Annotated in this window: 20 protein-coding genes; 17 read left to right on the forward strand and 3 right to left on the reverse strand. The window is 49.2% G+C overall.

Annotated features, from left to right (window positions below):
• Positions 1 to 46 precede the first annotated feature (46 nt).
• Positions 47 to 667 (reverse strand): flavin reductase family protein, encoded by a 621-nt coding sequence (locus MKX98_RS13900; protein ID WP_339223542.1) that lies wholly within the window; start codon positions 665 to 667, stop codon positions 47 to 49.
• A gap of 96 nt (positions 668 to 763) precedes the next feature.
• Between MKX98_RS13900 and MKX98_RS13905 the strand changes: the two genes are divergently transcribed.
• Positions 764 to 1453 (forward strand): winged helix-turn-helix domain-containing protein, encoded by a 690-nt coding sequence (locus MKX98_RS13905; protein WP_194544755.1) that lies wholly within the window; start codon positions 764 to 766, stop codon positions 1451 to 1453.
• 142 nt (positions 1454 to 1595) lie between these two features.
• On the opposite strand, the gene MKX98_RS13910 is transcribed toward MKX98_RS13905, so the two are convergent.
• The gene (locus tag MKX98_RS13910; RefSeq protein WP_194542294.1) at positions 1596 to 2135 is read right to left on the reverse strand and encodes an NADPH-dependent FMN reductase; all 540 of its coding nucleotides are present in this window, start codon (positions 2133 to 2135) and stop codon (positions 1596 to 1598) included.
• Between the two features lie 316 nt (positions 2136 to 2451).
• On the opposite strand from MKX98_RS13910, the gene MKX98_RS13915 reads away from it, so the two are divergent.
• Entirely contained in the window at positions 2452 to 3624 is a 1173-nt protein-coding gene (locus tag MKX98_RS13915) for a GNAT family N-acetyltransferase (RefSeq protein WP_339223544.1), read from the forward strand.
• A gap of 17 nt (positions 3625 to 3641) precedes the next feature.
• Positions 3642 to 4421 carry a GNAT family N-acetyltransferase gene (locus tag MKX98_RS13920; RefSeq protein WP_339223546.1) on the forward strand — a complete coding sequence of 260 codons (780 nt, stop codon included), beginning with the start codon at positions 3642 to 3644 and terminating at the stop codon, positions 4419 to 4421.
• Positions 4422 to 4488: 67 nt separating this feature from the next.
• Here MKX98_RS13920 and MKX98_RS13925 read toward each other — a convergent pair whose 3' ends face one another.
• Positions 4489 to 5181: a DUF421 domain-containing protein gene (locus MKX98_RS13925; RefSeq protein ID WP_339223548.1), complete on the reverse strand. Its 693-nt coding sequence runs from the start codon at positions 5179 to 5181 to the stop codon at positions 4489 to 4491.
• Positions 5182 to 5442: 261 nt separating this feature from the next.
• On the opposite strand from MKX98_RS13925, the gene MKX98_RS13930 reads away from it, so the two are divergent.
• The 14 genes from MKX98_RS13930 (at position 5443) to MKX98_RS13995 (ending at position 24913) form a co-directional block, all read left to right on the forward strand.
• Entirely contained in the window at positions 5443 to 5589 is a 147-nt protein-coding gene (locus MKX98_RS13930; RefSeq protein ID WP_339223550.1) for a hypothetical protein, read from the forward strand.
• 451 nt (positions 5590 to 6040) lie between these two features.
• Positions 6041 to 7951: a threonine--tRNA ligase gene (thrS, locus tag MKX98_RS13935; protein ID WP_339223551.1), complete on the forward strand. Its 1911-nt coding sequence runs from the start codon at positions 6041 to 6043 to the stop codon at positions 7949 to 7951.
• Positions 7952 to 8054: 103 nt separating this feature from the next.
• Positions 8055 to 8564 (forward strand): ClbS/DfsB family four-helix bundle protein, encoded by a 510-nt coding sequence (locus MKX98_RS13940; protein ID WP_339223552.1) that lies wholly within the window; start codon positions 8055 to 8057, stop codon positions 8562 to 8564.
• A gap of 217 nt (positions 8565 to 8781) precedes the next feature.
• On the forward strand, positions 8782 to 9903 hold the full coding sequence (locus MKX98_RS13945; protein ID WP_339223554.1) for a glycoside hydrolase family 88 protein: 1122 nt from the start codon (positions 8782 to 8784) through the stop codon (positions 9901 to 9903).
• On the forward strand, positions 9893 to 12058 hold the full coding sequence (locus MKX98_RS13950) for an alginate lyase family protein (RefSeq protein ID WP_339223556.1): 2166 nt from the start codon (positions 9893 to 9895) through the stop codon (positions 12056 to 12058). The genes MKX98_RS13945 and MKX98_RS13950 overlap by 11 nt, the downstream gene beginning before the upstream one ends.
• A gap of 67 nt (positions 12059 to 12125) precedes the next feature.
• The gene (locus MKX98_RS13955) at positions 12126 to 13850 is read left to right on the forward strand and encodes a histidine kinase (protein ID WP_339223557.1); all 1725 of its coding nucleotides are present in this window, start codon (positions 12126 to 12128) and stop codon (positions 13848 to 13850) included.
• A complete protein-coding gene (locus MKX98_RS13960) occupies positions 13847 to 15436 on the forward strand; it encodes a response regulator (protein ID WP_339223558.1) in 1590 nt (529 codons plus the stop codon). Before MKX98_RS13955 ends, MKX98_RS13960 begins: the two co-directional genes overlap by 4 nt.
• A 304-nt stretch (positions 15437 to 15740) precedes the next feature.
• Complete coding sequence (locus tag MKX98_RS13965) at positions 15741 to 16661, forward strand: sugar ABC transporter permease (RefSeq protein WP_220685558.1); 921 nt, start codon at positions 15741 to 15743, stop codon at positions 16659 to 16661.
• A 12-nt stretch (positions 16662 to 16673) separates the two neighbouring features.
• Positions 16674 to 17516 carry a carbohydrate ABC transporter permease gene (locus MKX98_RS13970; RefSeq protein WP_260067401.1) on the forward strand — a complete coding sequence of 281 codons (843 nt, stop codon included), beginning with the start codon at positions 16674 to 16676 and terminating at the stop codon, positions 17514 to 17516.
• A 150-nt stretch (positions 17517 to 17666) separates the two neighbouring features.
• The gene (locus tag MKX98_RS13975; RefSeq protein WP_339223560.1) at positions 17667 to 19049 is read left to right on the forward strand and encodes an extracellular solute-binding protein; all 1383 of its coding nucleotides are present in this window, start codon (positions 17667 to 17669) and stop codon (positions 19047 to 19049) included.
• Positions 19050 to 19162: 113 nt separating this feature from the next.
• Positions 19163 to 20416: an alpha-L-fucosidase gene (locus tag MKX98_RS13980; protein WP_339223562.1), complete on the forward strand. Its 1254-nt coding sequence runs from the start codon at positions 19163 to 19165 to the stop codon at positions 20414 to 20416.
• Between the two features lie 36 nt (positions 20417 to 20452).
• Positions 20453 to 22312 (forward strand): beta-galactosidase family protein, encoded by a 1860-nt coding sequence (locus tag MKX98_RS13985; RefSeq protein WP_339223563.1) that lies wholly within the window; start codon positions 20453 to 20455, stop codon positions 22310 to 22312.
• A gap of 241 nt (positions 22313 to 22553) precedes the next feature.
• Positions 22554 to 24215 (forward strand): hypothetical protein, encoded by a 1662-nt coding sequence (locus MKX98_RS13990; RefSeq protein WP_339223565.1) that lies wholly within the window; start codon positions 22554 to 22556, stop codon positions 24213 to 24215.
• Positions 24216 to 24241: 26 nt separating this feature from the next.
• A complete protein-coding gene (locus MKX98_RS13995; protein ID WP_194542311.1) occupies positions 24242 to 24913 on the forward strand; it encodes a bifunctional 2-keto-4-hydroxyglutarate aldolase/2-keto-3-deoxy-6-phosphogluconate aldolase in 672 nt (223 codons plus the stop codon).
• The last annotated feature ends 60 nt before the right edge of the window (positions 24914 to 24973 follow it).

Raw genomic sequence — 24973 nt, forward strand, 5'->3', positions numbered from 1 at the left:
GCCCGCATAAGCTGCGGGCCTCTCTCTCATTCTTCATCATTCTGGCTTATGTTTCGGCTCGAAATGTTTTGCCTAACGGGGTGCCAAGGCCATAATAATGCCGGAAATTATATATGATCGGGCTCCATTTGGCAGGATCAATGTGATGCTCATTCCACATGATGTTTCGATGGGCGTGTACATGGATCGCCTGTGTTTCGACAATGGCAAACATGGAAGAATAGTTAGGCATCCGAATGTTTTTTACTGCGGCCTCAATTTGAATGGGGCACTCCATGATGCGAGTAGGCTTTACCGCGACAGAATCCGCTGGAGTTAAACCGCTAATCGCGTATTTATCTTTTTCATATGTAAAACCGTTCTTTGCCTTACCATCAGGAACCGGATATTTTCCTGTATGAGGGGCTAATTGTTCAACATTTTCCCATAAGGAAGGGTCTGGAAGGTTGATGACACATTCCGGATGCCTTTCCAAATTCTCCATCGCTTTACCGCCAAGTCCGATTCCTAAAACAATGTAATCTCCGAGCGCCCATGAAGAGGATATGGGACTTATATTTACGGTATCGTCTTCATTTAGCGTATTGAGTAAAATTACCGGGGTTCCATAGTACAGAATTTTCGGTTTAATGATGTCCGAGTTGATCATGCCTTTCATTTCCTTCATAAAATGTTCCTCCCATTAACTGTTTTATCCCAAATCATTGTAAAATAGAAAAGGTTCGATGCTCATCGAAATATGGATTACATCGGAGGGATCGAGATGAATGCGAATTCGAACATAGCACAAGTAGCCTCACTCGTAAGCGATGCTTCTAGAGCGGCTATTCTAACCGTCTTATTGGATGGGCGATATCATCCGGCAAGCGAGCTGGCGTACATGGCAAACATCAAACCGCAAACGGCAAGCTTCCATTTATCCAAAATGGTAGCGGCGAATCTGGTCACCGTTGAGCAGCAGGGAAGACATCGTTATTATGGGATACAGAATCAGGAGGTTGCCCAGATCATGGAGACACTTCTATCGATAACGCCTCCTGTCGAAATAAGATCATTAAACCAAGCTGCGGAGAATGAAGCCTTACGTCAGGCAAGGACTTGCTACGATCATCTTGCGGGGAAATTGGGAATCCAATTGACAAATTCACTGCTCAGCGCAGGGGTCCTATCCGAAGTGGAAGATCATTATACCGTTACAGAAAAAGGAGAGGACTTTTTCAAGGCATTTCAGGTCGATCTGGGCCGTGTTAAGCGCAAACGCCGCTCTTTCACACATCGATGCCTGGATTGGAGTGAAAGACGCCATCACCTGGCCGGGGCATTGGGACATGCCCTGCTAGAAAGGTTGCTCGAGTTACATTGGATACAACGCGTTCCAAGCACAAGAGCCATAAAAATCACGCCAGAAGGCAAGAAGGGATTGCAGGAAATATTCCATATTGACGTGGAGTAGGAACGGGGCTACGGTATAGGACTGATGGTGAAGGTAGACGATGCAGATATACTTATGGATGCAGAAAAATGAATGCAGAAAAATAAAAAGGACTGCCCTCGCCTCATCGGAAGATGAAGAAAGGCAGTCCTTGAATTAGAGATTAGCGCAATGTTTTTAAAGCTCCGCTCCATGCAAGCACTTGGTCAAGCATGCCATTCAGGTTGACGAGATGCAGATCAGCCGGTTTGAATACAGAGCCATTCTCGAAATCAGTGAATAACGAAAGCGCTGGGTGTACACGAACATCCGCTACGGACAATTCGCCCAGAATTCCACGCAGATGTTCGGCAGCACGAGCGCCGCCAACCGACCCATAACTCACGATACCAGCAGCTTTGTTGTTCCATGGCTCACGAGCAAAATCGAGTGCATTTTTCAAAGCCCCAGAAATACTGTGGTTGTATTCTTGTACGATGAATACAAAGCCGTCAAGACTGTTCAGCTTGTTGTTCCAAGCGGTAGCTTGCTCTGTAGCATCAGCTTCGCCCAAAAGCGGCAGCTTGTAATCAGCGATATCAACGATTTCGTAGTTTGCATCTCCGCGTTCATCAGCGATACGTTTAACCCATTCACCTACTTGCGGGCTTAAACGGCCTTGACGTGTGCTGCCTAGAATGATACCGATATTCAATTTGGACATTGTTGTTACCTCCTGATTATTTGAAATTTATTTTTACCGTGATGTATTTGTTATTTTGCATGAGCTAATCATAATCTCAGGGGGTTAACTTTGTCAAGTAGCTTACAAAAAGTTTGTGAAAATTATTCCAACTTTTTTTTGTCCCATTACGGTCCCAATGCGCCTGGATATGTTCCTGGCAACGGACGGTGTTTTGTACCGCATAGACAGCAGTAATGTTATACTGATCATATGTCCTGAAACAATATTTCTGAAGCGGGATAAGCGGTAATTCAGCAACAAAAGTACATATACAGATTGGAGAGGTGAAGCAAGTATGGAACTTAGACAATTAAGAACCGACGAGTTTGAGATCAGCACCAAATTATCCGAATATGCCTTTCAATATACGCTAACACCGGAGCAGCGAGAATCCAATCAAAAACATTTTAAACCTGAACGCTTCTGGGGGATATTTGATGGAGAAGAGCTGCAAGCGAAACTGACCATCATCCCGCTGCAAGTTTATGTGCATGGAAACAAATTCGAAATGGGCGGTATTGCCGGTGTGGCAACATGGCCCGAGAACCGCAGACAGGGACATGTATCCACCTTGCTCAAGCATGCATTGCAAGAGATGAAGAGCAAAGGCCAGACCCTCTCCTTCCTGCATCCGTTTTCGATCCCGTTCTATCGTAAATTTGGCTGGGAACTTTACGCGGAATACAAAAAGTACACCATTCCGGTATCTAAATTCCCGCGTAAGGTGGAAGTGCCTGGCCGCATTGTAAGAGGCGTAACCGATATTCCAACACTGGACGGCATGTATCAAGCCTATGCCAGCCGCTATAACGGGACTCTTGTGCGTGATGAAGCATGGTGGACAAGATCCGTGCTGCAAGGCGACAATCACAGCGTTGTTTATTATTCAGCGGAGGGAAAACCGACGGGCTACGCGTTATATGAACTCAAAGACAAAGATCTTGTGTGCGACGAATTTGTGTACCTGAACGAAGAAGCACGAAGCGCACTCTGGACCTTTTTTGGAAACCATGATTCCAGGATTGAGCAGGTTACAATGACAATGGTACCTGGGGATGATCAGCTGCCATTCATGCTGCCGGATCCACGCGTTACCCAGGAAGTGGTCCCTTACTTCATGGCCCGAATCGTAGATTTGAAATCCTTTGTGGAGCAGTACGCTTTTGAGGCTCATCAGGAAGCCGTAATGACCTTAGAGGTGGAAGATTCCGCTGCGCCTTGGAATGCGGGCAGATGGAGGTTGTCCGTTAATCAAGAGGGGAAAGCGGAGCTGTCGGAGCTTCCGACCGATCAAGGGGAGCAGGCTGATCTGACCACCGATATTCAGACGTTGTCTGCTCTGTTTACGGGATATAAAAGACCACAGGCGCTGCATGCCATTCACCGGCTATCCGGGAATCCAAAGGCTGTAAAACAACTGGAAACGATGATCCCCGCCGGTCAAACCTATCTCATGGATTTCTTTTGAGAAAGGGAGAAGACTAGGTGATTCGCAGACTTTTGCCTGAAGAACTGGGGCGTCTCTTGGAAACGATCAACAGAGAGCAGCATTTCTTATACTATTCCTATCTCACATTTCGGAAGAATCATACCGTTCACTATGGGCAGTTCTCTGAACATGGAGAGCTGCTGGGTGTTGCGGCTTTCCTGAAGGGTCTTCCTTTCTACGCCTTTTCGGTTTATCCCCTTCAGACATCGTTTCGTTTTCGGTCCGTGCTGACCCGAATGATACAAGATTTGAAATTACCGGATGGGGCATTAGGGAGCTTTATCGTGAGTGAGGATGAATGGGAGGTTCTAAATCCTGAGATTGATGTGAAGAAACCTCCCGTTGGCATCCTTCTCATGAAGCATCGGCATCTTGAAGATTTGCCTGTAGGGGATAACGAGGTGTTTCGTTTAGGCCCATCGTACTTTGATATGATCGAGTCAAAAATGGCTGAGTTCCATTCAATGGCTTTTGCAAGGGAAGAGCTTCATCATCCGTTTTATGGGATTGTTCAGAATCAGGAGCTCATCGTTGTCGGCGGATACCATATTTATAGCGATGATTATGTGGAGCTTGGGAATATCGGCACGGATGCTGCGTGGAGGAGACAAGGGTACGGCAAAAAGGTGTGCGCGGAATTGACCCGTAAGGGGCGTGCAATCACTCCCCATGTGTATCTGAATGTGCTGGAGGATAACCTAAGCGCGGTACGTTTATATCAGTCTCTGGGATATGTTGCGGTGTGCAAACAGTACATCGTTGAATTCGGTCTATAGTTAGAAGCAAGGGGAAAGAAGCCTGATTTATCAGGCTTCTTTCGTTTTTTCATCGGAGGGTACAGGTTCAGCCCTGAACCTCACGCTTGGAATAAACATAAAGCTTCCCGTCATCTCCGTATTCCGCGTATGCGATGTCTTCCAGGGAGTCAAAACCTTGTTCCCGAGCTTTCGCTTGGATCTCGCCCTGTTCAATGGGTTTGCCCAGCATCGATTCCTCGAGCAGCTTTCCCTTGTCAATAACCGTTACCGTAAAGGTGTCCGGCTTGGCTGCTACGCCCATATCCTGGGCTGTGGGCGGCTCGTACTCGGGTTTACGCATGACGGAAAGCGATCCGTCCGTTTCGAGTATGGCGTATTTGACTTCAGTTAACGAGAAAATGCTTTGCCGTCTCAGCATGGATAACAGCTGTTTATATTCCATATCGTATTTGTTCAACAATTTTTGGTTGAGCTTTCCGTTATCGATCAGGAGTACCGCCCGGCCTTCCGTTAAATATCCGAACTTAACAAAGTGGGTGGTTGCCTTCTCGAAGAGGTAAGACATCGTTGTCCAAAGCGCAAGCGCGAATAACAAATGATATAGGTTTACCTTATCATCATAGAGGCTTGCCCCGACGATTTCACTCAGAATTAAGGAGGACAAGAAGTCAAGCGGTGTAAGCTGGCTGATGGTTTTTCTCCCCGTAACAAATGTGATGATCCATAACCCGAAAAAGCTGACGATTAGTTTAATCCCTAAATCTATAAACATATCCATGGACAACCCTCCTTCAGCGTTCATGTCATATGGTAAGATATTAAACGTTTTGGCTTCAAGGAGAAACAAGGGAGATTTAACCTCCCATTTCGAGGGTTGACGATTACTTGAGAATTTCCGAAAAGCTCTCCTTGATCCCCTAAAACTTTACTCTTTTTAAATCAACCACTTGAAAACGACGCTACGTCATCTTGTAAGATGTATGTTGTGATGAAAAATTACGATCTATGTCATAAATACATACAGAAGGAGATGGTCGGAATGAACAAGGGAGATGTCATTATTTACGCTTGCGTCATCATTGGAGCGGGTATCGGTTTAGCGCTGGACAGCGCGTTTCCAGGAGTTCTGGTCGGTTTAGGCGTTGGATATTTGATTAAAATCTCATGGAACCATGAAGACAAGTAACCATGATAGAGATATTTACATAGGTTGTATTAGAGGGGAGTGGAAGTTATCCAAATTAACATGGAGCTATCATTCGGATTGGGTTTGACAATTAGAAAAAACTGACTTATAGTACTTTACTATCAGCAACGATCAAAGACATGATTCTTGAAACGACCTGCCCAGAGAGGGAAGTGATTGGTGAAAGCTTCCTCCGTGATTGCTTCTTGAATTACCCCTTTGTAGCTGTGTTTTTGAACCCTGATCGGTCGTTCGACTATCGAGATATGGAACTAGAAAACACCGAATCATCCCCGTTACCGGATGTCTGAATGAGGATCCGATGAGCATGCTGCGATTTAGCCGCTGTAAGTCTGGATCAAATTAGGGTGGAACCACGAGCTGAACGCACTCGTCCCTTCGGGATCGAGTGCTTTTTTGCGTTCAATCTAAATTTGATGGAGGGATAACAATGTCAATCGTAGTAACGCTGCCAGACGGAAGTAAAAAGGAGTATCCCGCACAAACGACGATGGATCAAATCGCGGAATCCATCCATTCAGGTCTGAAGAAACAAGCCGTTGCAGCCAAAGTGAATGGGAAACTCGTGGATTTGGATCATAAGCTGTGTGAGGATGCGGAAGTAAGCATCATAACGCTGGATTCAGAGGATGGACTGTATGTGTATCGGCACAGCGCGGCTCATCTGATGGCCCAGGCCGTTAAACGGATCTATGGCAGCCAGTCCGTCCACTTGGGGGTAGGACCTGTCATTGAGGATGCTTTTTATTACGATATGGATTTGGGGCATTCGATTACGTCTGAAGACTTGATTGCCATTGAGCGGGAAATGCAGAAGATCGTTCAGGAAGACCTGCCGATTATTCGCAAGGAGGTGGGGCGTCAGGAGGCCGAACGTATTTTCCAAGACGACCCGTACAAGATGGAGCTGATCCGCGAATTACCGGCGGACGAGGTCATATCGGTGTATGAGCAGGGAGAGTTCGTTGATTTGTGCAGGGGGCCGCATCTTCCTTCAACGGGCAGAATCAAGGCATTCAAATTAATGAGTGTGGCGGGCGCTTATTGGCGGGGGAACTCGGATAATAAAATGCTGCAAAGAATATATGGAACGGCGTTTCCCAAGAAGTCGCAGCTCGAGGAGCATCTGTTGCTGCTTGAAGAGGCCAAGAAACGGGATCATCGGAAGCTGGGTAAAGAGCTCGGGCTCTTTATGTTCTCGGAGGAAGCACCGGGCATGCCTTTCTTTTTGCCGAACGGGATGATCATCCGCAATGAGCTGGAGCAATTTGCAAGAGGACTTCAGTTCCATCGCGATTATGATGAAGTGCGCACGCCGCTGATGATGAACAAGCGGCTGTGGGAAATGTCCGGTCACTGGGATCACTACAAAGACAATATGTATTTCACGCAAGTGGACGAGACGGAGTATGCGCTGAAGCCGATGAATTGTCCAGGGCATATGTTAGTCTACAAAAACTCGCTGCATTCTTACCGAGAGCTGCCCATTCGCATTTCCGAATTTGGCCAGGTGCACCGCCATGAATTCTCAGGGGCACTGAACGGTATGATGCGGGTGCGCACGTTTTGTCAGGATGATGCGCATATTTTTGTAAGACCTGATCAGATCCAGGAAGAAATCAAGCAGGTTATCGATTTTATCAGCCAGGTTTATCAAGTGTTTGGCTTTGATTATACAATCGAGTTATCGACAAGACCGGAAGATTCCATGGGCTCTGAGGAATTGTGGGAGCAGGCGGAGTCCTCCCTGAAGCAGGTGCTGGATCAACTGGGGCTGCCGTACCGGATTAATGAAGGGGATGGCGCGTTTTATGGTCCGAAAATCGATTTTCATATCTTGGATTCCTTAAAGCGAAGCTGGCAATGCGGCACCATTCAACTGGATTTCCAATTCCCTGAAAAATTCGATCTTTCGTATATCGGAGAAGATAACCAGAAGCATCGGCCGGTTGTTATTCACCGGGCGGTATTTGGATCCATCGAGCGATTTATCGGGATTCTTACAGAGCATTACGGCGGGGCTTTCCCGATGTGGCTGGCTCCCGTACAGGTTATGATTATACCGGTATCCGACCATTATATCGATTACTCGTTAAAGGTGAAGAAGCGTCTGGAAACTGCCGGCATACGGGTGAACGTCGATGTAAGAAATGAAAAGCTGGGTTATAAAATCCGCGAAGCGGGTCTGCTGAAAACGCCGTACACGCTTGTTCTTGGCGAGAAGGAAATGAACTCCGATCACGTATCCGTCCGTAAACGGGGCGAGGGCGAACTTGGAGAGAGTGCCTTAGATGATGTGATCGCAAGGCTTCGGAATGAGATTGAGTCCAGGGGGATTTGAACATCCCATTGATGATATTCATCACCGTGCTTGATCCTTGGACATGGTATAATTTGGATATGTCGGAGGAGTGAAGCCCGTTAATGATGAAGGAGAGAGTACCTTGCAAACATACCAGAGCAAAGAAGCGTTCATCGCTGAAATTCAACGAACGTATAGCCTTTTTGACCAAGAATTTGATGAGGTACCAGAGGATGAAAGGAATCTTCGTATTGGCGAAGTCGATAGAACACCCCAAGAGATGATCGCCTATCAGCTGGGATGGCTAACGCTGGTGATGAGCTGGGAGAAGGATGAACTTGCGGGTAAAGAAGTTACGACGCCAACCCCTGACTTAAAATGGAATCAGTTGGGGGCGTTGTATCAGCAATTCTATCATACGTATGATGGATATTCTTTGGAAGAATTACGTTCGTTGTTAAAGCAGAGGACAAATGAATGGTGTGAATGGATCAGCGGCTTACGTGAGGAAGAGTTGTTTGATTCAGGTGTTCGCAAGTGGACGGTAACCGGTGCCAATTGGCCGATGTGGAAATGGCTGCACATCAATTCCGTCGCACCGTTCAAAAGCTTCAGAACCAAAATCCGAAAGTGGAAGAAGCATGCCGGCTAGCCCATATTACTCGGCAGACAAAACGATTCGAGGTTTTCTCGAATCGTTTTTTTCGTTGGAATCGAATGAAAAGGGACAGGTTTGTTCCTTTATCACCACCTTAGGGGCGCAAAAGTCAAAATATTGCACATCAAGGCAAAAATCGGCTCTACAAGAACCGGGTGACTCTCCTTATCATGAATCGTAATCATGATGGATTGGAAGGGAGCACGACGTTATGTGGAGCAGTGCGATTAAAGATGCTGTAGAGAAAATCCGGAAGAACATGGATACCTTCGGGACAAGATTTCCCCACGTCAGCAGGGACGGCGCTTATTTGCTGAATGACAATGACGACTGGACGAACGGTTTCTGGAGCGGACTTCTCTGGCTATGTTATGAATACACGGGCGACGAGGCCTTTCAATTGGGCGCGAAACGAACGGTAGAAGATTTTCGCCGCCGCTTTGCAGAAAAAAAGGTGCTTGATCATCACGATATCGGATTTCTGTATTCCTTGTCCTCCAAAGCGGAGTGGATCGTTGAGAAGAACGAGAGCGCCCGCCAATTGACGCTTGAGGCTGCGGACTTGCTGCTGAAACGCTGGCGTCCAGACGGAGGATATATTCAAGCGTGGGGTCCTGAAGGAGATCAACAGGAGGGCGGTCGCATCATTATCGATTGTTTGATGAATCTGCCGCTGCTGTTCTGGGCGGGACAGCAAACCGGTAAGTCCCAGTATAGAGACATCGCAATCATGCAGGCGGAGAAGACAAGGCGCTATCTGGTGCGAGGAGATGACAGTTCATACCACACCTTTTTCTTCGATCCGCATACGGGGGAGCCGATCGGCGGTGCCACACATCAGGGCTTTACGAACGGCTCGACCTGGACGCGGGGGCAAGCGTGGGGGGTGTATGGCTTCGCACTGGCTTACCAATATACAGGAGATCGCGTATACCTGGATACTTCCAAACGAATGGCGAAGTATTTCCTGAAGCACTTACCGGAGGATCATGTCGCCTTTTGGGACTTTAACGCCCCCGTTACCGCTGATACTTACCGCGACAGCTCTGCCTCCGCCATTGTGGCAGCAGGCTTGCTGGAACTGATTGGACAATTGGATGAGGAGGATCCGGAAAGAACCGACTTTGAGCAAGGCCTGGAGGCTTCCATGACGTCGCTGGTGCGAAATTACTCCACGATCGGCAAGGAGGCGGAGGGTCTGCTGCAGCATGGCTCTTATCATGTACGCGGCGGATTGTCACCGGATGATTTCATGATCTGGGGGGATTATTTTTACCTGGAAGCTTTGATTCGGATGGAGACCGGGAGCAAGGGGTACTGGTATGAACGCTGATGCCACGGAAGCTTCGGTGAATGCCGTATGGGCTCTTTTGAATCTGGAGGATCCCGGTATGCGTTCGATGCAGGACGCAGACGATCAAGGCCATCGGTACGATATGCTGTGTAAGCTGCATAAACACTTCTCCTGTCGGAACACACCCGGATGGTGGATGAGTGAGGATAAGCAGAAAATTTCGGATTATGTGAAACAATTCTGTGCAGATGAACTGGAAACCGTCATGAAGACGGCGGATGAGGTGGTGCAGCAGACGTTCCTGTTCCGCTTTCCATGGGATATGGAACGGAGCGTGATTCCCGTTACATTTGACGGTGATATTGACTGGTGCCATATTCCCGATCAAGACGTGGAATGGGCTTATATGCTGAATCGCCACCGCTATTGGGTGGCGCTGGGACAAGCGTATGTGATGACAGGCGATGAGAAGTATGCGGCGGTGTTTAGCCAGCAGCTTGAAGACTGGATCGATCGGAATCCTGTCCCTAGAGAACCAACGACGGATACGTTGACATGGCGCCCGATCGAGGCGGGTCTGCGCAGCGTGAACTGGATCAAGGCACTTCTATACGTGATCGGTAGCCCTTCCCTGACTCCGTCATTGCTCGGTAAAACGCTGATTTCGCTTCACGAGCACGGGGAGTATTTGGCTGCTTCCTTCACCAGCTGGAAGCATATCAGCAACTGGGGAGTACTGGAAACCTGCGGCTTATACCATATTGCACTGTTCTTCCCCGAGTTCAGCAAGTCAGCACGGTGGCGGGAAATGGGAGAAGAGAGACTGATGGAGACGGCGAGGCTTCAGATTATGGCGGATGGCATTCATTGGGAGCAATCGCCTACATACCATCATGAGGTGCTGGCTTGTTATCTTGACTGCATTCACCTCGCCAATCTCAACGGGTTGGAGCTCGACGGTCCATTTCGGCGTACGGTCCGCGAGATGGCCGAAGCCTCTCTATACTGGGCGAAGCCGAATCACAGACAGCCGATGCTGGGAGACAGCGACGATAGCGATATTCGTGGTATTCTGACCTATGCCGCGTGGTTATTTGGGGATTCCGTTCTGAGATATGGCGGCCATGCTCGACCGGATTATGATAATGCCTGGCTGTTCGGCATAGACGGAATCCGGGAGTACAAAGCTATGGTTCCAGCGAAGCCGCCATGTCAGAGCCGGGCTTTAACCCATTCCGGTCATTATACGATGCGAACGGGTTGGGACGAAGATGCATTGTACCTTTATTTTCACTGCGGCCCGCTTGGCGGAGGCCACGGTCACGCCGATATGCTGCACGTGGATCTTCATGCCTATGGCCGTGATCTGCTCACGGATCTTGGAAGGTATAACTATAGCGACCATACACCGCTGAGAAAAGCATTAAAGGAGAGCTCAGCCCATAACACAACGGTTGTCGACGGAATCGGGTTTACCGGAATCAAGGACACCTGGTCTTTCGACCGGATTGCCGCGCCGCTAGGCTGCAAATGGGTCAGCAGGCCGGAGTTTGACTATGTCGAGGGGGCGCATGACGGCTATCTCTATGGGAATGAACCGTTGTATCCGCGGAGAAGGATCATTTTTGTTAAGCCTTATTTTTGGCTGCTGATCGACAGCTTGGTGTGCCTTGAGCAGCATACCTTTACCCAGAATTTTCATTTTCCGCACCCACCAGGAGAAGTCGGGATCGAAGCGGAGTCATTGATATGCCGTACTAACACCCCCGGGGAGGCGAATCTATCGATTATCCCCGTACGCACAGACGGTCTGCGCGGAGAAATTGGCGAGGGTGTAATATCCCGCGAGTATAACCTGTTGGAACCGAATGCGAATGTGACTTACTCCCGGACGGGAAAAGGATTGATCAGCATCATGCAGGTGCTGTATCCTCATCGTCCAGGCGAAACGGCTTCTCCGCGAGTTCGTAAGGTCCCGATTTACCGTCATACGGGTGAGCGGGTTCATGACGGGCAAGCGGAGGCATGCGGTGTTCAGCTCCCGGGAATGGAAGAGGAGTTTATACTCGTTGTTAGTCACCGTGCGCCGTCCGGCCACTATGATTCTTTTGTGGTGGAGGGCATGCGGATCTTCGGGGAGGTTGTGCTGATGACCCTTCAAGGCGGAAAAAAGCATGCAACCGCCATCATTTAATGAATGCTTCCAGCACAAAGGACTGATAGAATAAAGAGGACAAGAGCATAAGAGAGGCGCAGAGAATATGTTCAAATTCACCTACTACAAACGCATCCAGCTGTCGTTTCTTTTGCTGATCTTTATTCCGCTGATCGCGGTTTCTATCATTTCGTTTGTTCTGATTCGGGATACGATGGTAGAGAAGCTGCAGCTCAGCAACGAGAATGTCCTGAACGTCATGACGGATGAGCTGAGCAAGACGATTGACGATGTCACGTTTGCTTCCCATTTTATCGTGAACGATACGAATGTTCGCAATATCCTGAAGTCATTCGCAGACACCAAACGGCTGGCTACTTATCAGGATTATGTACATTTCAGACAAATTCAGGACGTATTTTCCCTGATTAATTCCAAGCCGCTGAATAACAACGTACGCATGTACTTGGTCAACCGTCAGCATTTTGTCATCTCATCCGGCACGGAGGATTTGACTGCCATTAACGGAAGCCTCGACAAGCTGATGAAGCGCGTCGATCTCAGTAAACCGGAATCCCTGCAATGGCTTGGGATGGCCGGCGGCGACTCATCAGGGAAAGGCAAGAGTTATTATATTGCCAGGGTGATCTATGACAGCCGAGAGAAGAGGCAAGTGTCCGTATTGCTTAGTGCCATTTCCGATTCGTACTTCAACAAGCTGCTGGGTACGATCGACTTCGGCAAGGTGGCGCTCTTTGATGCAAACGGGGAATTCATCGCAGGCAATTCCGGGTTGATCCCGCATCATACGGAGACCAAGGGCAGTGTCCGAACGGACAGAACCATATTGAAATCGAACTGGAAGCTGGGTTACGAGGCCTCGGAGAAAGAGTGGTCGGGGCAAATCTCCCGGACTTTTTATACCGGTCTTGCCGGGGTTCTGCTGCTGTTTCTCGTGTTCTCCGGAATGTCCATCCTGATTGCTAAAAGGCTGCACAGTCCGATTCTCAAGCTGCAGCGGGTCGTACGCCAGTTCGGAATGGGAAACCTGGATGTCAGACTGGAGGTCAAGGGCAAGGATGATATCGCCGAATTGGGGCAGACGCTGAATACGATGCTCGATCAATTGCAGCGGCTGATCCATGATATCGAACAGGAGCAGGAGCAGAAGCGAGTGATGGAGCTCGAGGCCTTGTTTATGCAAATTCGCCCTCATTTTTTGATTAATACGCTGAATTCGATCAAATGCAGCCTGATCTTGACGAAGGATACGCTTCACAGTGGAATTATTGATTCCCTGATGAGTTTGCTCCGAGCCTATCTCAAGGTCAATGAGCCGGCCACCTTACGCGAGGAATGCAAGCTGCTGGGCCACTACGTTGACATTATGAAAATCCGCAATGAAATCCCGCTTCATTTAGAGGTTGATCTGGATCCGGAAACCGAGGGACTCATCTTGCCGAAACTTATTTTGCAGCCCATCGTTGAGAATGCCATCGTCCACGGGCTTGTCGATCATCAAACTCCACGCATTGAGATCCGTTCCCGAAGCAACCCGGACGGAATCAGAATCGAGATTATCAACAATGGCTTCGGGGCCGATGAAGACATGCTCCAATGTCTAAACCGTAGACTTGGTAGACCAAGCGGCGAGCAGGATGGAGCTTATGAGAGGGTCGGTCTAATGAACGTGATTCAAAGACTCCGATTGACCTTCGGACAGGAAGCGAGTTTGACACTCGCCAACCTTCCGCAGGGGGGAATGTCAGTTTCGCTGTACTTGCCCCAAAGTCATCATCATGGTTTTTTACCGGAGGGAGAGGAAGAATGATGTACAGAGTATTGCTCATAGACGATGATGTTCCTATGCTCAAGGTACTGCAACAGATGATTGACTGGGAGGCAAACAATCTGCAGATTGCCGGCAGCACGTATTCCAGCGCGAAAGCGATGCATATGTTTGAGGAAGTCAGGCCGGACATTGTCATTACGGATATCGGACTGCCACAGAAAAACGGCATGGAGCTGGCGGACCATTTTATTCGCATGAAGCCGGAGGTTCGGATTATCTTCCTGACGTGTCATGAGGATTTTCATTATGCCCAGCAGGCCGTAAAACTGCAGGCGGATGACTATTTGATCAAAGATCAGCTTACGGCAGAGCAGCTGGAACAGAGCCTCGGCAAGTCCATGCACTTGTTAAAGACGCGGGCTGGTCTGATTAATCGCGAGGCAGCGAGTTACAATAGTCAGCTCTTTCGGCAGGATTTGCTGCAAAAGGTGATCAATGGCTCTCCGTCCGAAGCCACTTTGGCTTATGCGGCTCAGATCGGCATCTCCTGGACGTATCCGTGGTTTATGCTGGGGCTGGTCAGCATTCAGCTCTCCAGCTTTGACAAGCGTTTCAGACATTCGGAATTTCCGCTGATTTTATACGCTGTATACAATATCGCGATGGAGTTGTCCGAATCGTATGAAGGGATCACGCCGTTCATGGAGCAGGGGAACATTGTGATTCTGCATAACTTTAGGGTGAACCTCGCACAGAATGCCAGCTTGCATCTCCATAATTATGTGCAGCGGCTGCGTTATCAGTGCGTCCATTTTCTCAAAATTCAACCGAACGTAATCGCGGTTACGGACAAAATGGAACTAAGCTCGATTGGCTCCATTTATCAGGAAATTCTTCATGACAAATGCGAGTTTTACGAAAATTCCGACTATACGATATCCGAAATTTCTCAAATAAGGTCGCGGTGGTTTCAAGCCGCGCCTCAGGGCTTTCTTGACAGCTACGTTTCGGAGCTGGAGCGGAAACTCATCAAGCAGGATCTCGACGGTATCCGCACGACCCTGCACAAAATCGCCGGCACCGCAAAAGAGCTGTCGATTGATCCGGCCGACTTTGCCAGGGAACTTTCCTCCATGCTGAGAGGTATCGAGCTGATGTTCTCCAGTCTCAAATTCGATGAGGATCTGTTTGCCTATCTTGCTTTAGCACGCACCTTGGAAGATATGATGGAACTGGTGGAGAGAAAGCTGACCCAGATTATCGGAACGCGGCAAGCGGGAGTGGGAAGCTCCACGAATGAGCCGAAACTGCAGGTGATCCAGCAATATATCGATCAGCATCTTGACGATAACATTACGTCGATCGACATGGCACGCTATCTGTTTTTGAATCCGAGCTATTTTTCGCGCTATTTCAAACGGATGACGGGGTTGACCTTTACGGATTACGTGCATCAATACAAAATGAAGATGGCTACCAAAATGCTCAGAATGTCCGGACAAAATCTGGAGTCCTTAGCTATGGGATTAGGTTATTCGGATCGGACGTATTTTTCAAAAGTGTTTAAAAAATACGTGGGGACCACACCCAGCGAATACAAAGCGAAGTACACCGCACGAAAATAAGCGGACCGCTACCACTTCATTTACTTATAAGCATCGAAGCATAGGCTCCACTTTGTGGGGCTTTTTGTGTTGGGGTCCCCGCAAAGTATTTGGAATAAGCATCGAAGCATAGGCTCCACTTTGTGGGGCTTTTTTGTTTTGGGGTCCCCGCAAAGTATTTGGAATAAGGATCGAAGTTTAGGCTTCACTTTGTGGGGCTTCTTTTGGTCAAAATCTTGCACATGGCTGGTCATAATCCCTCCTTCTTGCCGATACCGGATGTATTACTATAATGACAACTTACAAATTGTTGAGGTGATGCTAGATGGAGGCTGTACAACAACCAGTGCCCAAGAGCCGACGGAAGTTTTGGACTCCCAAGCGGAAAGAGGCTTTGATCGGGTGGCTGTTTCTGGCCCCGGAAATCGTCGGGATGCTGCTATTAAACGTGTTTGCTCTTGGATTTTCTTTGTATTTAAGTTTATCCGATTGGGATATGCTGTCAGGTGTCCAAGGGATCGAGTTTACCGGATTGGATAACTACATCAAGATGTTCCATGATCCGACCATTATTCAAGCGATAAAAAACAATTTGATCTATATGGTTCTTACGGTGCCGATCCCGATTGCCATCGCTCTGGTGCTTTCGGTTTTGATTCACAACAGCGTGTTCTTCAAGAGTTATTTTAAAGTCGCGTTCTTCATTCCTTATATCTCTTCGATTATCGCAGTTGCTGCGGTGTGGAGCGCATTATTCCACCCATCGCTGGGACCGATCAACCAGTTTCTGATGGATCTCGGGATCAGCAATCCGCCGAAATGGCTGGTCGATCCGAAAACGTCGCTCTTGGCGATTTCGATCATCAGTTCCTGGGCGGGCCTGGGCTACACGATCATTATTTATATGGCCGGGCTTACGAACATTTCGAATGAAATTTATGAAGCGGCGGATATTGACGGTGCCAGTGCAATTAAAAAGTTTTTTGCGATTACGGTTCCGATGCTTCGTCCGACAACCTTCTTCCTGTTAATTACGATGTTGATTGGCTCGTTTAAAGTGTTTGACATCATCGCCTTTTTAACGGAAGGCGGCCCGAACAATTCTTCTACCGTGCTTGTATTCCGCATCTATGAGGAAGGCTTTCAATATTACAATATGGGATATGCTTCGGCCATTTCCTGGCTGCTGTTCGCGATTATCGGTCTGATTACCGCGCTCACCTGGAAAATGAGAAATGAAGAATAAGGAGGGAGAGGAATGTACATGCAGCTTCTTCGAAAAAACCTGTCCAAAGTGGTAGTCACCTTTATCATGGGGGCATTGTCCATTGTGTTTCTCGTACCGCTCATCTGGATGATTTCCGCGGCTTTTAAATATGAGAAGGACGTTATGCGATTCCCGATTCAATGGATACCGGAAAAGGTGAATCTGGCGTACAATTTCAAGATGGTCTGGATGGGAAGAGTTCCCTTCTATGATTTCTATTTTAATTCTTTTAAAATAGCGATTATTACGACCCTAATCACCCTGATTATCTCATCCATGGCAGGGTATGCGCTAACAAAAATTCGATTCAAGGGACGAAATCTGGTTTTTATGGCCTTGCTCTCGTTCATGATCATTCCGGATCAGGCGACGCTCATTCCGCGGTTTCTGCTCATTCGCTGGTTTGGACTCTACAATACGCATGAGGCCATCATCTTTATGAGCATGTTCTCCATTTACTTTACGTTCCTGCTGCGTCAATTTATGAACGGGATCAGCGATGAATACTTGGAAGCGGCCAGAATTGACGGAGCGGGTCATCTGCGGACATTTGCTTCCATTATGGTTCCGCTGTGCAAGCCTGTGCTTGCTACGGTGGCCATTATTAAATTCATATGGACCTGGAACGATTACCAGAATCCGCTCATCTTCTTGCTGGACAAGGATTTATACACGATTCCGCTGGGGATGACGCTGTTCCGTGATGACTACACCAACAACTATGCCATAATGATGATGGCGTCAGTCTCGGCAATCATTCCGCTGGTCATTGTGTTTATCGCATTGCAAAAGCAGGTTATAAACGGCATTGCTTTGGGCGGGGTAAAAGGTTGATACGAAGTCTAAAGTCAAAATTCAGAAGTTCGAAAAGTCAAAAAAGTAATCCTAGAACCTCAAAATTGTGCACTTGATCCGCCATGCTGGTGCCTATAATGAACATGAAAACAACACCACAACTAATTTATCTGTGCAGGGGGAAGTAAGATGAAGAAAAAAAGCAAACACAGATTATCCGTCATTCTTAGCACGATCCTGGCGAGCACCCTGGTATTAAGCGGCTGCGGGAAATCCGGGTCGGAAACGGGTGCCAGCAGCAACGGCGGAAGCGGTCAGACGGACAAGCAGGTTACCGTCAAGTACTACAACTGGGATAACGAAGCCCAACAAGCGGGTACGGACGCCATGCTCCAGGAATTTATGGATCAGAATCCGAATATCAAGGTCGAGCATGTGGTTCTGGTTCCTGGCGACTCCGTGGAAATGTTGAAAAAGTTGGATTTCCTGATCTCATCCGGTGAAGCGATCGATGTTATTCAATTCCCAAGCTTGGGCGGAGTCCTCGAACGGGCCTCACGTGGAGCCCTTGCTCCCCTGAACGAGTTCTATGAGCAGGAAAGTCTCGTTCCGGAAGACGAATACTTTGTTAATGCCAAGCTAGAAGACAAGTATTATGGCATGCAGTACACCAAGAGTACCAACTATGTGATGCTCAACAAGGATGCCCTGGATGAAGCGGGACTTGAGGTTCCGAAATTCGGCTGGACGTGGGATGATTACCGCGACTATTCCAAAAAGCTGACCAAGGGCGAAGGGGTTGACAAGCGTTACGGTTCTTACTTCCATACATGGGAGCTATATATGAACGCTCCTGCGCAAACCATGATGAAAGATCCGTTCGTATATGAGGACGGGACAACCATTTTGGCAGATCCGACCTACAAATACTTCTTCCAGCTCCGCAAAGATATGGAGGAGACGGACAAGTCGGCCAAACCTTACAGTGACGTGCTTGCCGCGAAGCTGAATTACCGTACTGAATTTTTTAATGAAGAAGCTGCTATGATTCTTACAGGTAACTTTACGGTAGCGGATCCAGGCAATACCGAGCAATATCCGCATGATTTCAAAACAGCTTTCGCTCCTGTACCTGTGCCTCCTGCAGGATCAGAACCTAAAGAGTATGAAGGAAAATACTTCACCAGCGGCAATATGCTGGCGCTGGGTGCCAATTCCACCAACAAGGAAGCATCCTTCAAGCTTATGAGATTCATGACAACAGCCGATTCGGACAACAGACTCGAGTTCTCTGGCTATAAGAAAGCGAATAACGAAGAATTGTTGACAAAGCTGGTTGCAGGCAAAGAGGATAAGTACGATATGGAGTCGTTGAAATATACGCTGTTTAGCGATGAAATCCAGTATCTTGATGCAGCCAAAGTCATGATGACGGATACTTCGGAATTGACCAAGATCATTAATGACGGCTTTGCGAAATTCATGCTTAGCAACGAACCGATTGATGAGGTTCAACAATGGATGGTCGATGAAGCCACCAAAATCATTAACGAAAAAGGCGTTGTCAAGTAACGGGGCAATGCACGAGGTATGAGAATCCTGGTAGGAAACGGGTTTCGGGGGGCCAATGAACGGGCTTCCCCAAAGCCCTTTTTTTACGACTGGTGAGCGTTGGAGGGGAAATTATGTCCATATCAAGAAAGCTTAAGGACCAGCTTGTTGTTCCTTCGCTGGAGCAGCTAGCCTGGCAGGACATGGAGCTCGGGATGTTCTGCCATTTCGGAATCAATACGTTCTGCGACCAGGAATGGGGGGAGGGCAAAGATGCTCCGGCATTGTTTAATCCGGACTGCCTGGATGCTAAACAGTGGGTCCGGTCCGCGAAGGAAGCCGGATTCCGTTATTTCATATTGACGGCCAAGCACCACGACGGTTTTTGCCTGTGGCCGACGGCGACAACGGATTATTCCGTAGCCTCGAGTCCGTGGAAGGAGGGTCGGGGCGATGTCGTAAAAGAGTGCGCGGATGCTTGCCGGGAAGAGGGCATCGGCTTCGGTATTTATGTATCTCCCTGGGACAGGCACGAGCCGTGTTATGCCGACCCGCAACAGTATGATGACTTTTATTGCAGACAATTGGAGGAGCTCTTAACGGGCTATGGTCCGCTTGTGGAAATTTGGTTTGATGGAGCTGGGTCGGAAGGCCGCGAATATGACTGGCCCCGTATCATGGATCTTGTTAAAAGGTATCAGCCCGGCGCCATGGTGTTTAATATGGGCGCGCCCACGATCCGTTGGGTCGGCAATGAGGATGGCGTGGCTCCGTATCCTTGCTGGAACACGGCCGATTCTTCGCGGGGCAGCATGTTCAGCGAAGAATCGTTGAAGTGGCTGCCGGAGACGCCGGGCTGGGTGCCCGCGGAATGCGATGTCCCCATCCGCAAAGACCGCTGGTTCTGGCATCCGGATGAAGAACACTTGCTGTTGTCCGTGGATCAGTTAATGGAAATCTATTATCGGTCGGTCGGGCATGGTGCGACCTTGCTGCTCAACGTCGCACCAGACCAGCGCGGGCTGCTTCCCGAAGCCGATGTAAAGCGGCTTCTGGCATTTGGCAAAGAGATCAAGCGCCGGTTTGGTCATGCCCTGGCCGAAAGCTCGGGATCGGGAGAGGTCGTTGAATTATACCTTCCTCGAACATGCGTGATCGATCATGTCGTTGTTATGGAGGACATTGCTTTCGGGGAACGGGTGAGTCAATATGTGCTGGAAGCCTTCATTGATGGAGCGTGGCTCGAGCTTATACGCGGCAGCGCGATCGGCCACAAGAAAATCGATGCGTTCGCTCCAGTGTCTCCCGACAAGGTACGTTTGCGTGTACTGAAATCGGCAGCAAGTCCGAAAATCAAAAGCATGGCGGTTTATCGCTGCGGGGAATAAACGTTGGATTTTATATAGGTGTGGAGGAGAACTGTAATGGGAGTGCTCACTTGGAAGAACGGGCAGTACTTGCTGGACGGGCAGCCGTACCGGATCATATCGGGAGCGATTCACTATTTCCGTGTCGTTCCTGAATATTGGGAGGACAGGCTATTAAAATTACAAGCCTGCGGCTTTAACACCGTTGAAACGTATATCGCATGGAATGTGCATGAACCCAAAGAAGGGGAATTTCACTTTAGCGGTATGGCTGATATTGTATCGTTTATCGAAATAGCCGGGAAACTGGGCCTGCATGTCATTGTCAGACCGAGCCCGTTCATCTGTGCGGAATGGGAATTTGGAGGTTTGCCGGGCTGGCTGCTAGGTTATGGAGAAATCCGGCTACGTTGCAGTGACCCGCTCTATTTAAGCAAGGTGGATCATTATTACGACGAGTTGATCCCGAGACTGGTTCCGCTGCTGTCCACACACGGAGGGCCGATTCTGGCGGTTCAGGTCGAGAATGAATACGGCAGTTACGGCAACGACCACGCTTATCTGGAATATTTGCGTGCAGGACTGGTTCGGCGAGGTGTTGATGTGCTTCTCTTTACTTCGGATGGGCCAACCGACGAAATGCTGCTGGGCGGGACGCTTGGCAATGTGCACGCAACGGTGAATTTCGGTTCCCGGGTAGAAGAATCCTTCCGCAAATACCGGGAATATCGTACGGAAGAGCCGCTGATGGTCATGGAATTCTGGAACGGCTGGTTCGATCACTGGATGGAGGACCATCATGTGCGGGATGCGGCCGATGTCGCCGGCGTACTGGATGAAATGCTTGAGAAGGGTTCCTCGATTAATATGTATATGTTTCATGGCGGAACCAACTTTGGCTTTTACAGTGGAGCGAATCACATCCATGCATATGAGCCAACAACGACAAGTTATGATTATGATGCCCCTTTGACGGAATGGGGGGATCAGACGGAGAAATATGAGGCGGTGCGGTTGGTGCTCGACAAGCATGGTTTTAAGCCGGGGTGTGCCTTCCCGGATCCCATTCCAAAGGCAGCCTACGGAAAGGTCGCGTTGTCTGAAATGGCCGATCTGTTTGCGGATGCCAATCTAGAGCATCTCTCAGAACCGATAAAAAGTGTATGCACCCAGCCGATGGAAAAATTCGGACAGTCCTATGGCTTTATATTGTACAGCACATTTATTCAGGGACCGCGGCAAGGACAGCAGCTGCATATTCAGGAGGTTCGTGATCGCGCGCAGGTATTTCTTGACGGTCGGCCGCTTGGCATTATCGAACGATGGAAATCAGAGCCTCTCGATATTACCGTACCCGCAGGCGGAGCGAGGCTGGATATTCTTGTCGAGAACATGGGCCGGATCAATTACGGGCCGCTAATCCGCGATTCCAAGGGAATCACGGAAGGCGTGAGAATCGATAACCAGTTCCTGTACGACTGGACGACCCGAACCCTGCCGCTGGAGCCAGAAATGCTGTCTTCTCTCTCTTATACACCGGTTACGGATGAAGGGCGGGCGGAGCAAGTAGAGCTGTCCATGCTGGAGTCGGAACACGCGGGCCTGCCCCGATTTTACCGCGGCAGCTTTCAGGTGGAGGATATCGGAGACACGTTTCTTCGCTTTGATGGCTGGACCAAAGGTGTCGCCTGGATCAATGGCTTTAATCTCGGTCGATACTGGAGCGCGGGGCCGCAGAAGGCCTTGTATATTCCCGGCCCTTTATTGCGTAAAGGGGGGAACGAGCTAGTTCTTTTTGAACTGCAAGGCGGTCCCGAATCTTGCGAAGTTGAGCTGTCAGATCAACCGGACCTTGGACAGACCTCGGCAGTGGATGAATCTGTGCTCAATTTCGTACAGGATGGGGAGGACAAATAGTCCATAACGACACGGATCATACAGTTCATCGTGTACAACATGCCCGGTCAGAATATCCCTCTGGTCGGGTTTTTACTGCAAACAAGATAAATGATGGCATGGGTTCTGAAAAATAGCTTCCCTTTTTATTCATTTAGGTTTTTAATGTTTATATGGGTTCGAAACAGGTTTATTTAAGTTCGTTTTTTATTTTCATTATGTTGGGAAGCAGCTTTATCATCGGATTGGGAAAGGAGAACAAATGAACGATTATAAAGAGAGAATGAACCGGATTGTTCGGAACGTTGCGGAACAAGCATGGGGGCAGCCTCTATTACCCAGCGGATTGTGGTTCCATGGGGATGTGCGTGATAACTTCTACTATGCCTCTTATCTGTTTGCGGCTTCGCTAGACCTTGAGATTGATCCGAAGTTTAATCGGCAGGAGGGTAAACGGCTGGCAGAGGAGGTTCTGGGTCGTGTGCTGCGATTGCAGAACAAGGACGCGAAGAGTCCGATGTACGGTCATTGGCCGCTGAACCTGGGACCGAAGCCGGAAGAGGCGAGTCCACATGCGCTGCCGGTTGAATTAATGGGGAGCTTGATGGTTTTTTTCCATCGCAAGTTTGAAACTGAGATGAGCGAGAGCTTGGCGGCTGAGTTTGAGGCTGGACTGGAACATATCTACCACGGAGGATTTTTTCGCAAGCCGCTCACCGTGTGCAATCATCATGAGGCTAAATATACGGCAGCCAAGCTAATATTCGGCCATCGGTTCAATGATAAGGAACTTCTGGAGGACGGAAAACAAAGTCTTCGGGATACCCTGTGCTTGCTCCGGCGGGAAGGCATGGCAGAATATGGCTGCTTGCCGTGGTTCTGGCATTGGACACAGGCGTTCACCTGCGCGTTGGAACTAATGGAGGAACCGGAATTAAAGCGGGAGCTTCATGAACTTCTGGATGAGCTGTGGAGCCTGCGCACGTCCTATTATTTGAAAGGGGCGTGGGTAGGAGCCCACTCCAGAGGATGGCCGCATGATGCACCGAGGGATACCAATGTGCTTCACGATTATGTCCAGTTCGGTGATTTTAGCCTTCCGGAGGAGATGCCGCGCACGGAGTACGCCGGATTTCTATTCCACGAAGCTCCGGAAGCTGATCGTCGTCTAGCCCTGGATCGAAGCGAAGCGACCGAAGTGCGCAAGGCTCTCATGAAATCGGTTGACGGCGAGATGCGGCAGCTGCACTCCTACGCTTATGTGACGGAACATTTTGCGGCGGGCGGATTGTGGGAGCGGGTTCGTGAGTTCGACAACGAGCAGCTGCGCTGGATGTTCAGTCTTCCTGTCCGCACTGGCGGCAAGGCAAATCAGCTGTATTTTTTTCACCCGGGAGAGGGATATGATCCCTCAGGAAACGATCCCCGCCACCAGAGTGAGTGGATGGAGGTGCTGTACCACAAAAATGTGGTGCTTGCGCTGTATCCGCTGCCTGAACCAGCAGGTGATGGTGGCGGTGAAGTTGTCGGCGTTCTACCGGAAGGAGAATGGCTGTATGAAGCGGAAGCTTTGTACGGCAAGGTAGATGAGGTTTATTTTGCCATACATTTGAGCACCGGGACCGCTTATAACATTAGGGAGCAGTCCGGATATCATCTGGCCGTCTGCCATGGCCCTCGAATGGCTCTCACCGTAGAAGCGGTGACCGTTCGGGAAGCGGAGAACAGAGGGATCGGACAACTGGCGGCGTTCGCACGGCAAATGTCCGGGCACAGGCCGGAATTCAAGACTGACGGCGGATTTGAGGTTGCGTATACAGGATGGATGACCGAGGATCGAATGCATCTGAAGGTTATGGCTTCAGGCAGCTCCGCGAGAACGATAAACGGAGCGGAATATACGTTTGAATCATATTCTGTGTAGTTATCGAATAGAAAAGAGGAGTTAAGATGAAGAAATTGCAGCTGATTCAAAAAATAGCAGAAGAAGGCGTGGTCGCGGTCCTGCGCGGCGAAACGCCGGAGCAGGTTGTGGAGATGGCCGAACAGGCGATTGCCGGCGGCATTAAAGTGATCGAGGTGACGATGACCGTACCGTTTGCGCTCCGGGCCATTGAAACGTTGTCGCGCAAATATTCCTGGAACGCCGAAGACCCTTCATCCTATGCCATCATCGGGGTAGGTACAGTGCTAGATCCGGAAACAGCGCGTGCTGCGATATTGAGCGGCGCCGAGTTTGTTGTTGGGCCGTGCCTGAGCAGGGAAACAGTCGTTCTTTGCAACCGCTATCGGATTCCGGTCATGCCGGGCGTGATGACGATCAAGGAAATCCAGGAAGCACTGGAACTGGGGGCGGACATTGTCAAGCTGTTCCCTGGCAATCTGTACGACCCGTCGATGATCAAGGCGATCAAAGGCCCGCTGCCGCAGGCGAATATCATGCCGACCGGTGGTGTCTCGCTTGATAATCTTGGCGAATGGATCAAGGCGGGGGCTATAGCCGTCGGTATTGGATCGGATCTGACAAGCGAAGCTTTGAAGCGGCAGGATTACAGCTTGATCGCCCATAAAGCAGCCGAATACAAGAAAGCGTATCTGCAGGCTAAAGGGCTGACACAGTAACTATACTTTGGAACTGGTAGGAAAATTAAATCAGATAACGCCTGTTGTTGACTCCCTGAG

It is taken from the genome of Paenibacillus sp. FSL W7-1332, from assembly GCF_037969785.1.
Taxonomy (GTDB): Bacteria; Bacillota; Bacilli; order Paenibacillales; family Paenibacillaceae; genus Paenibacillus_AQ.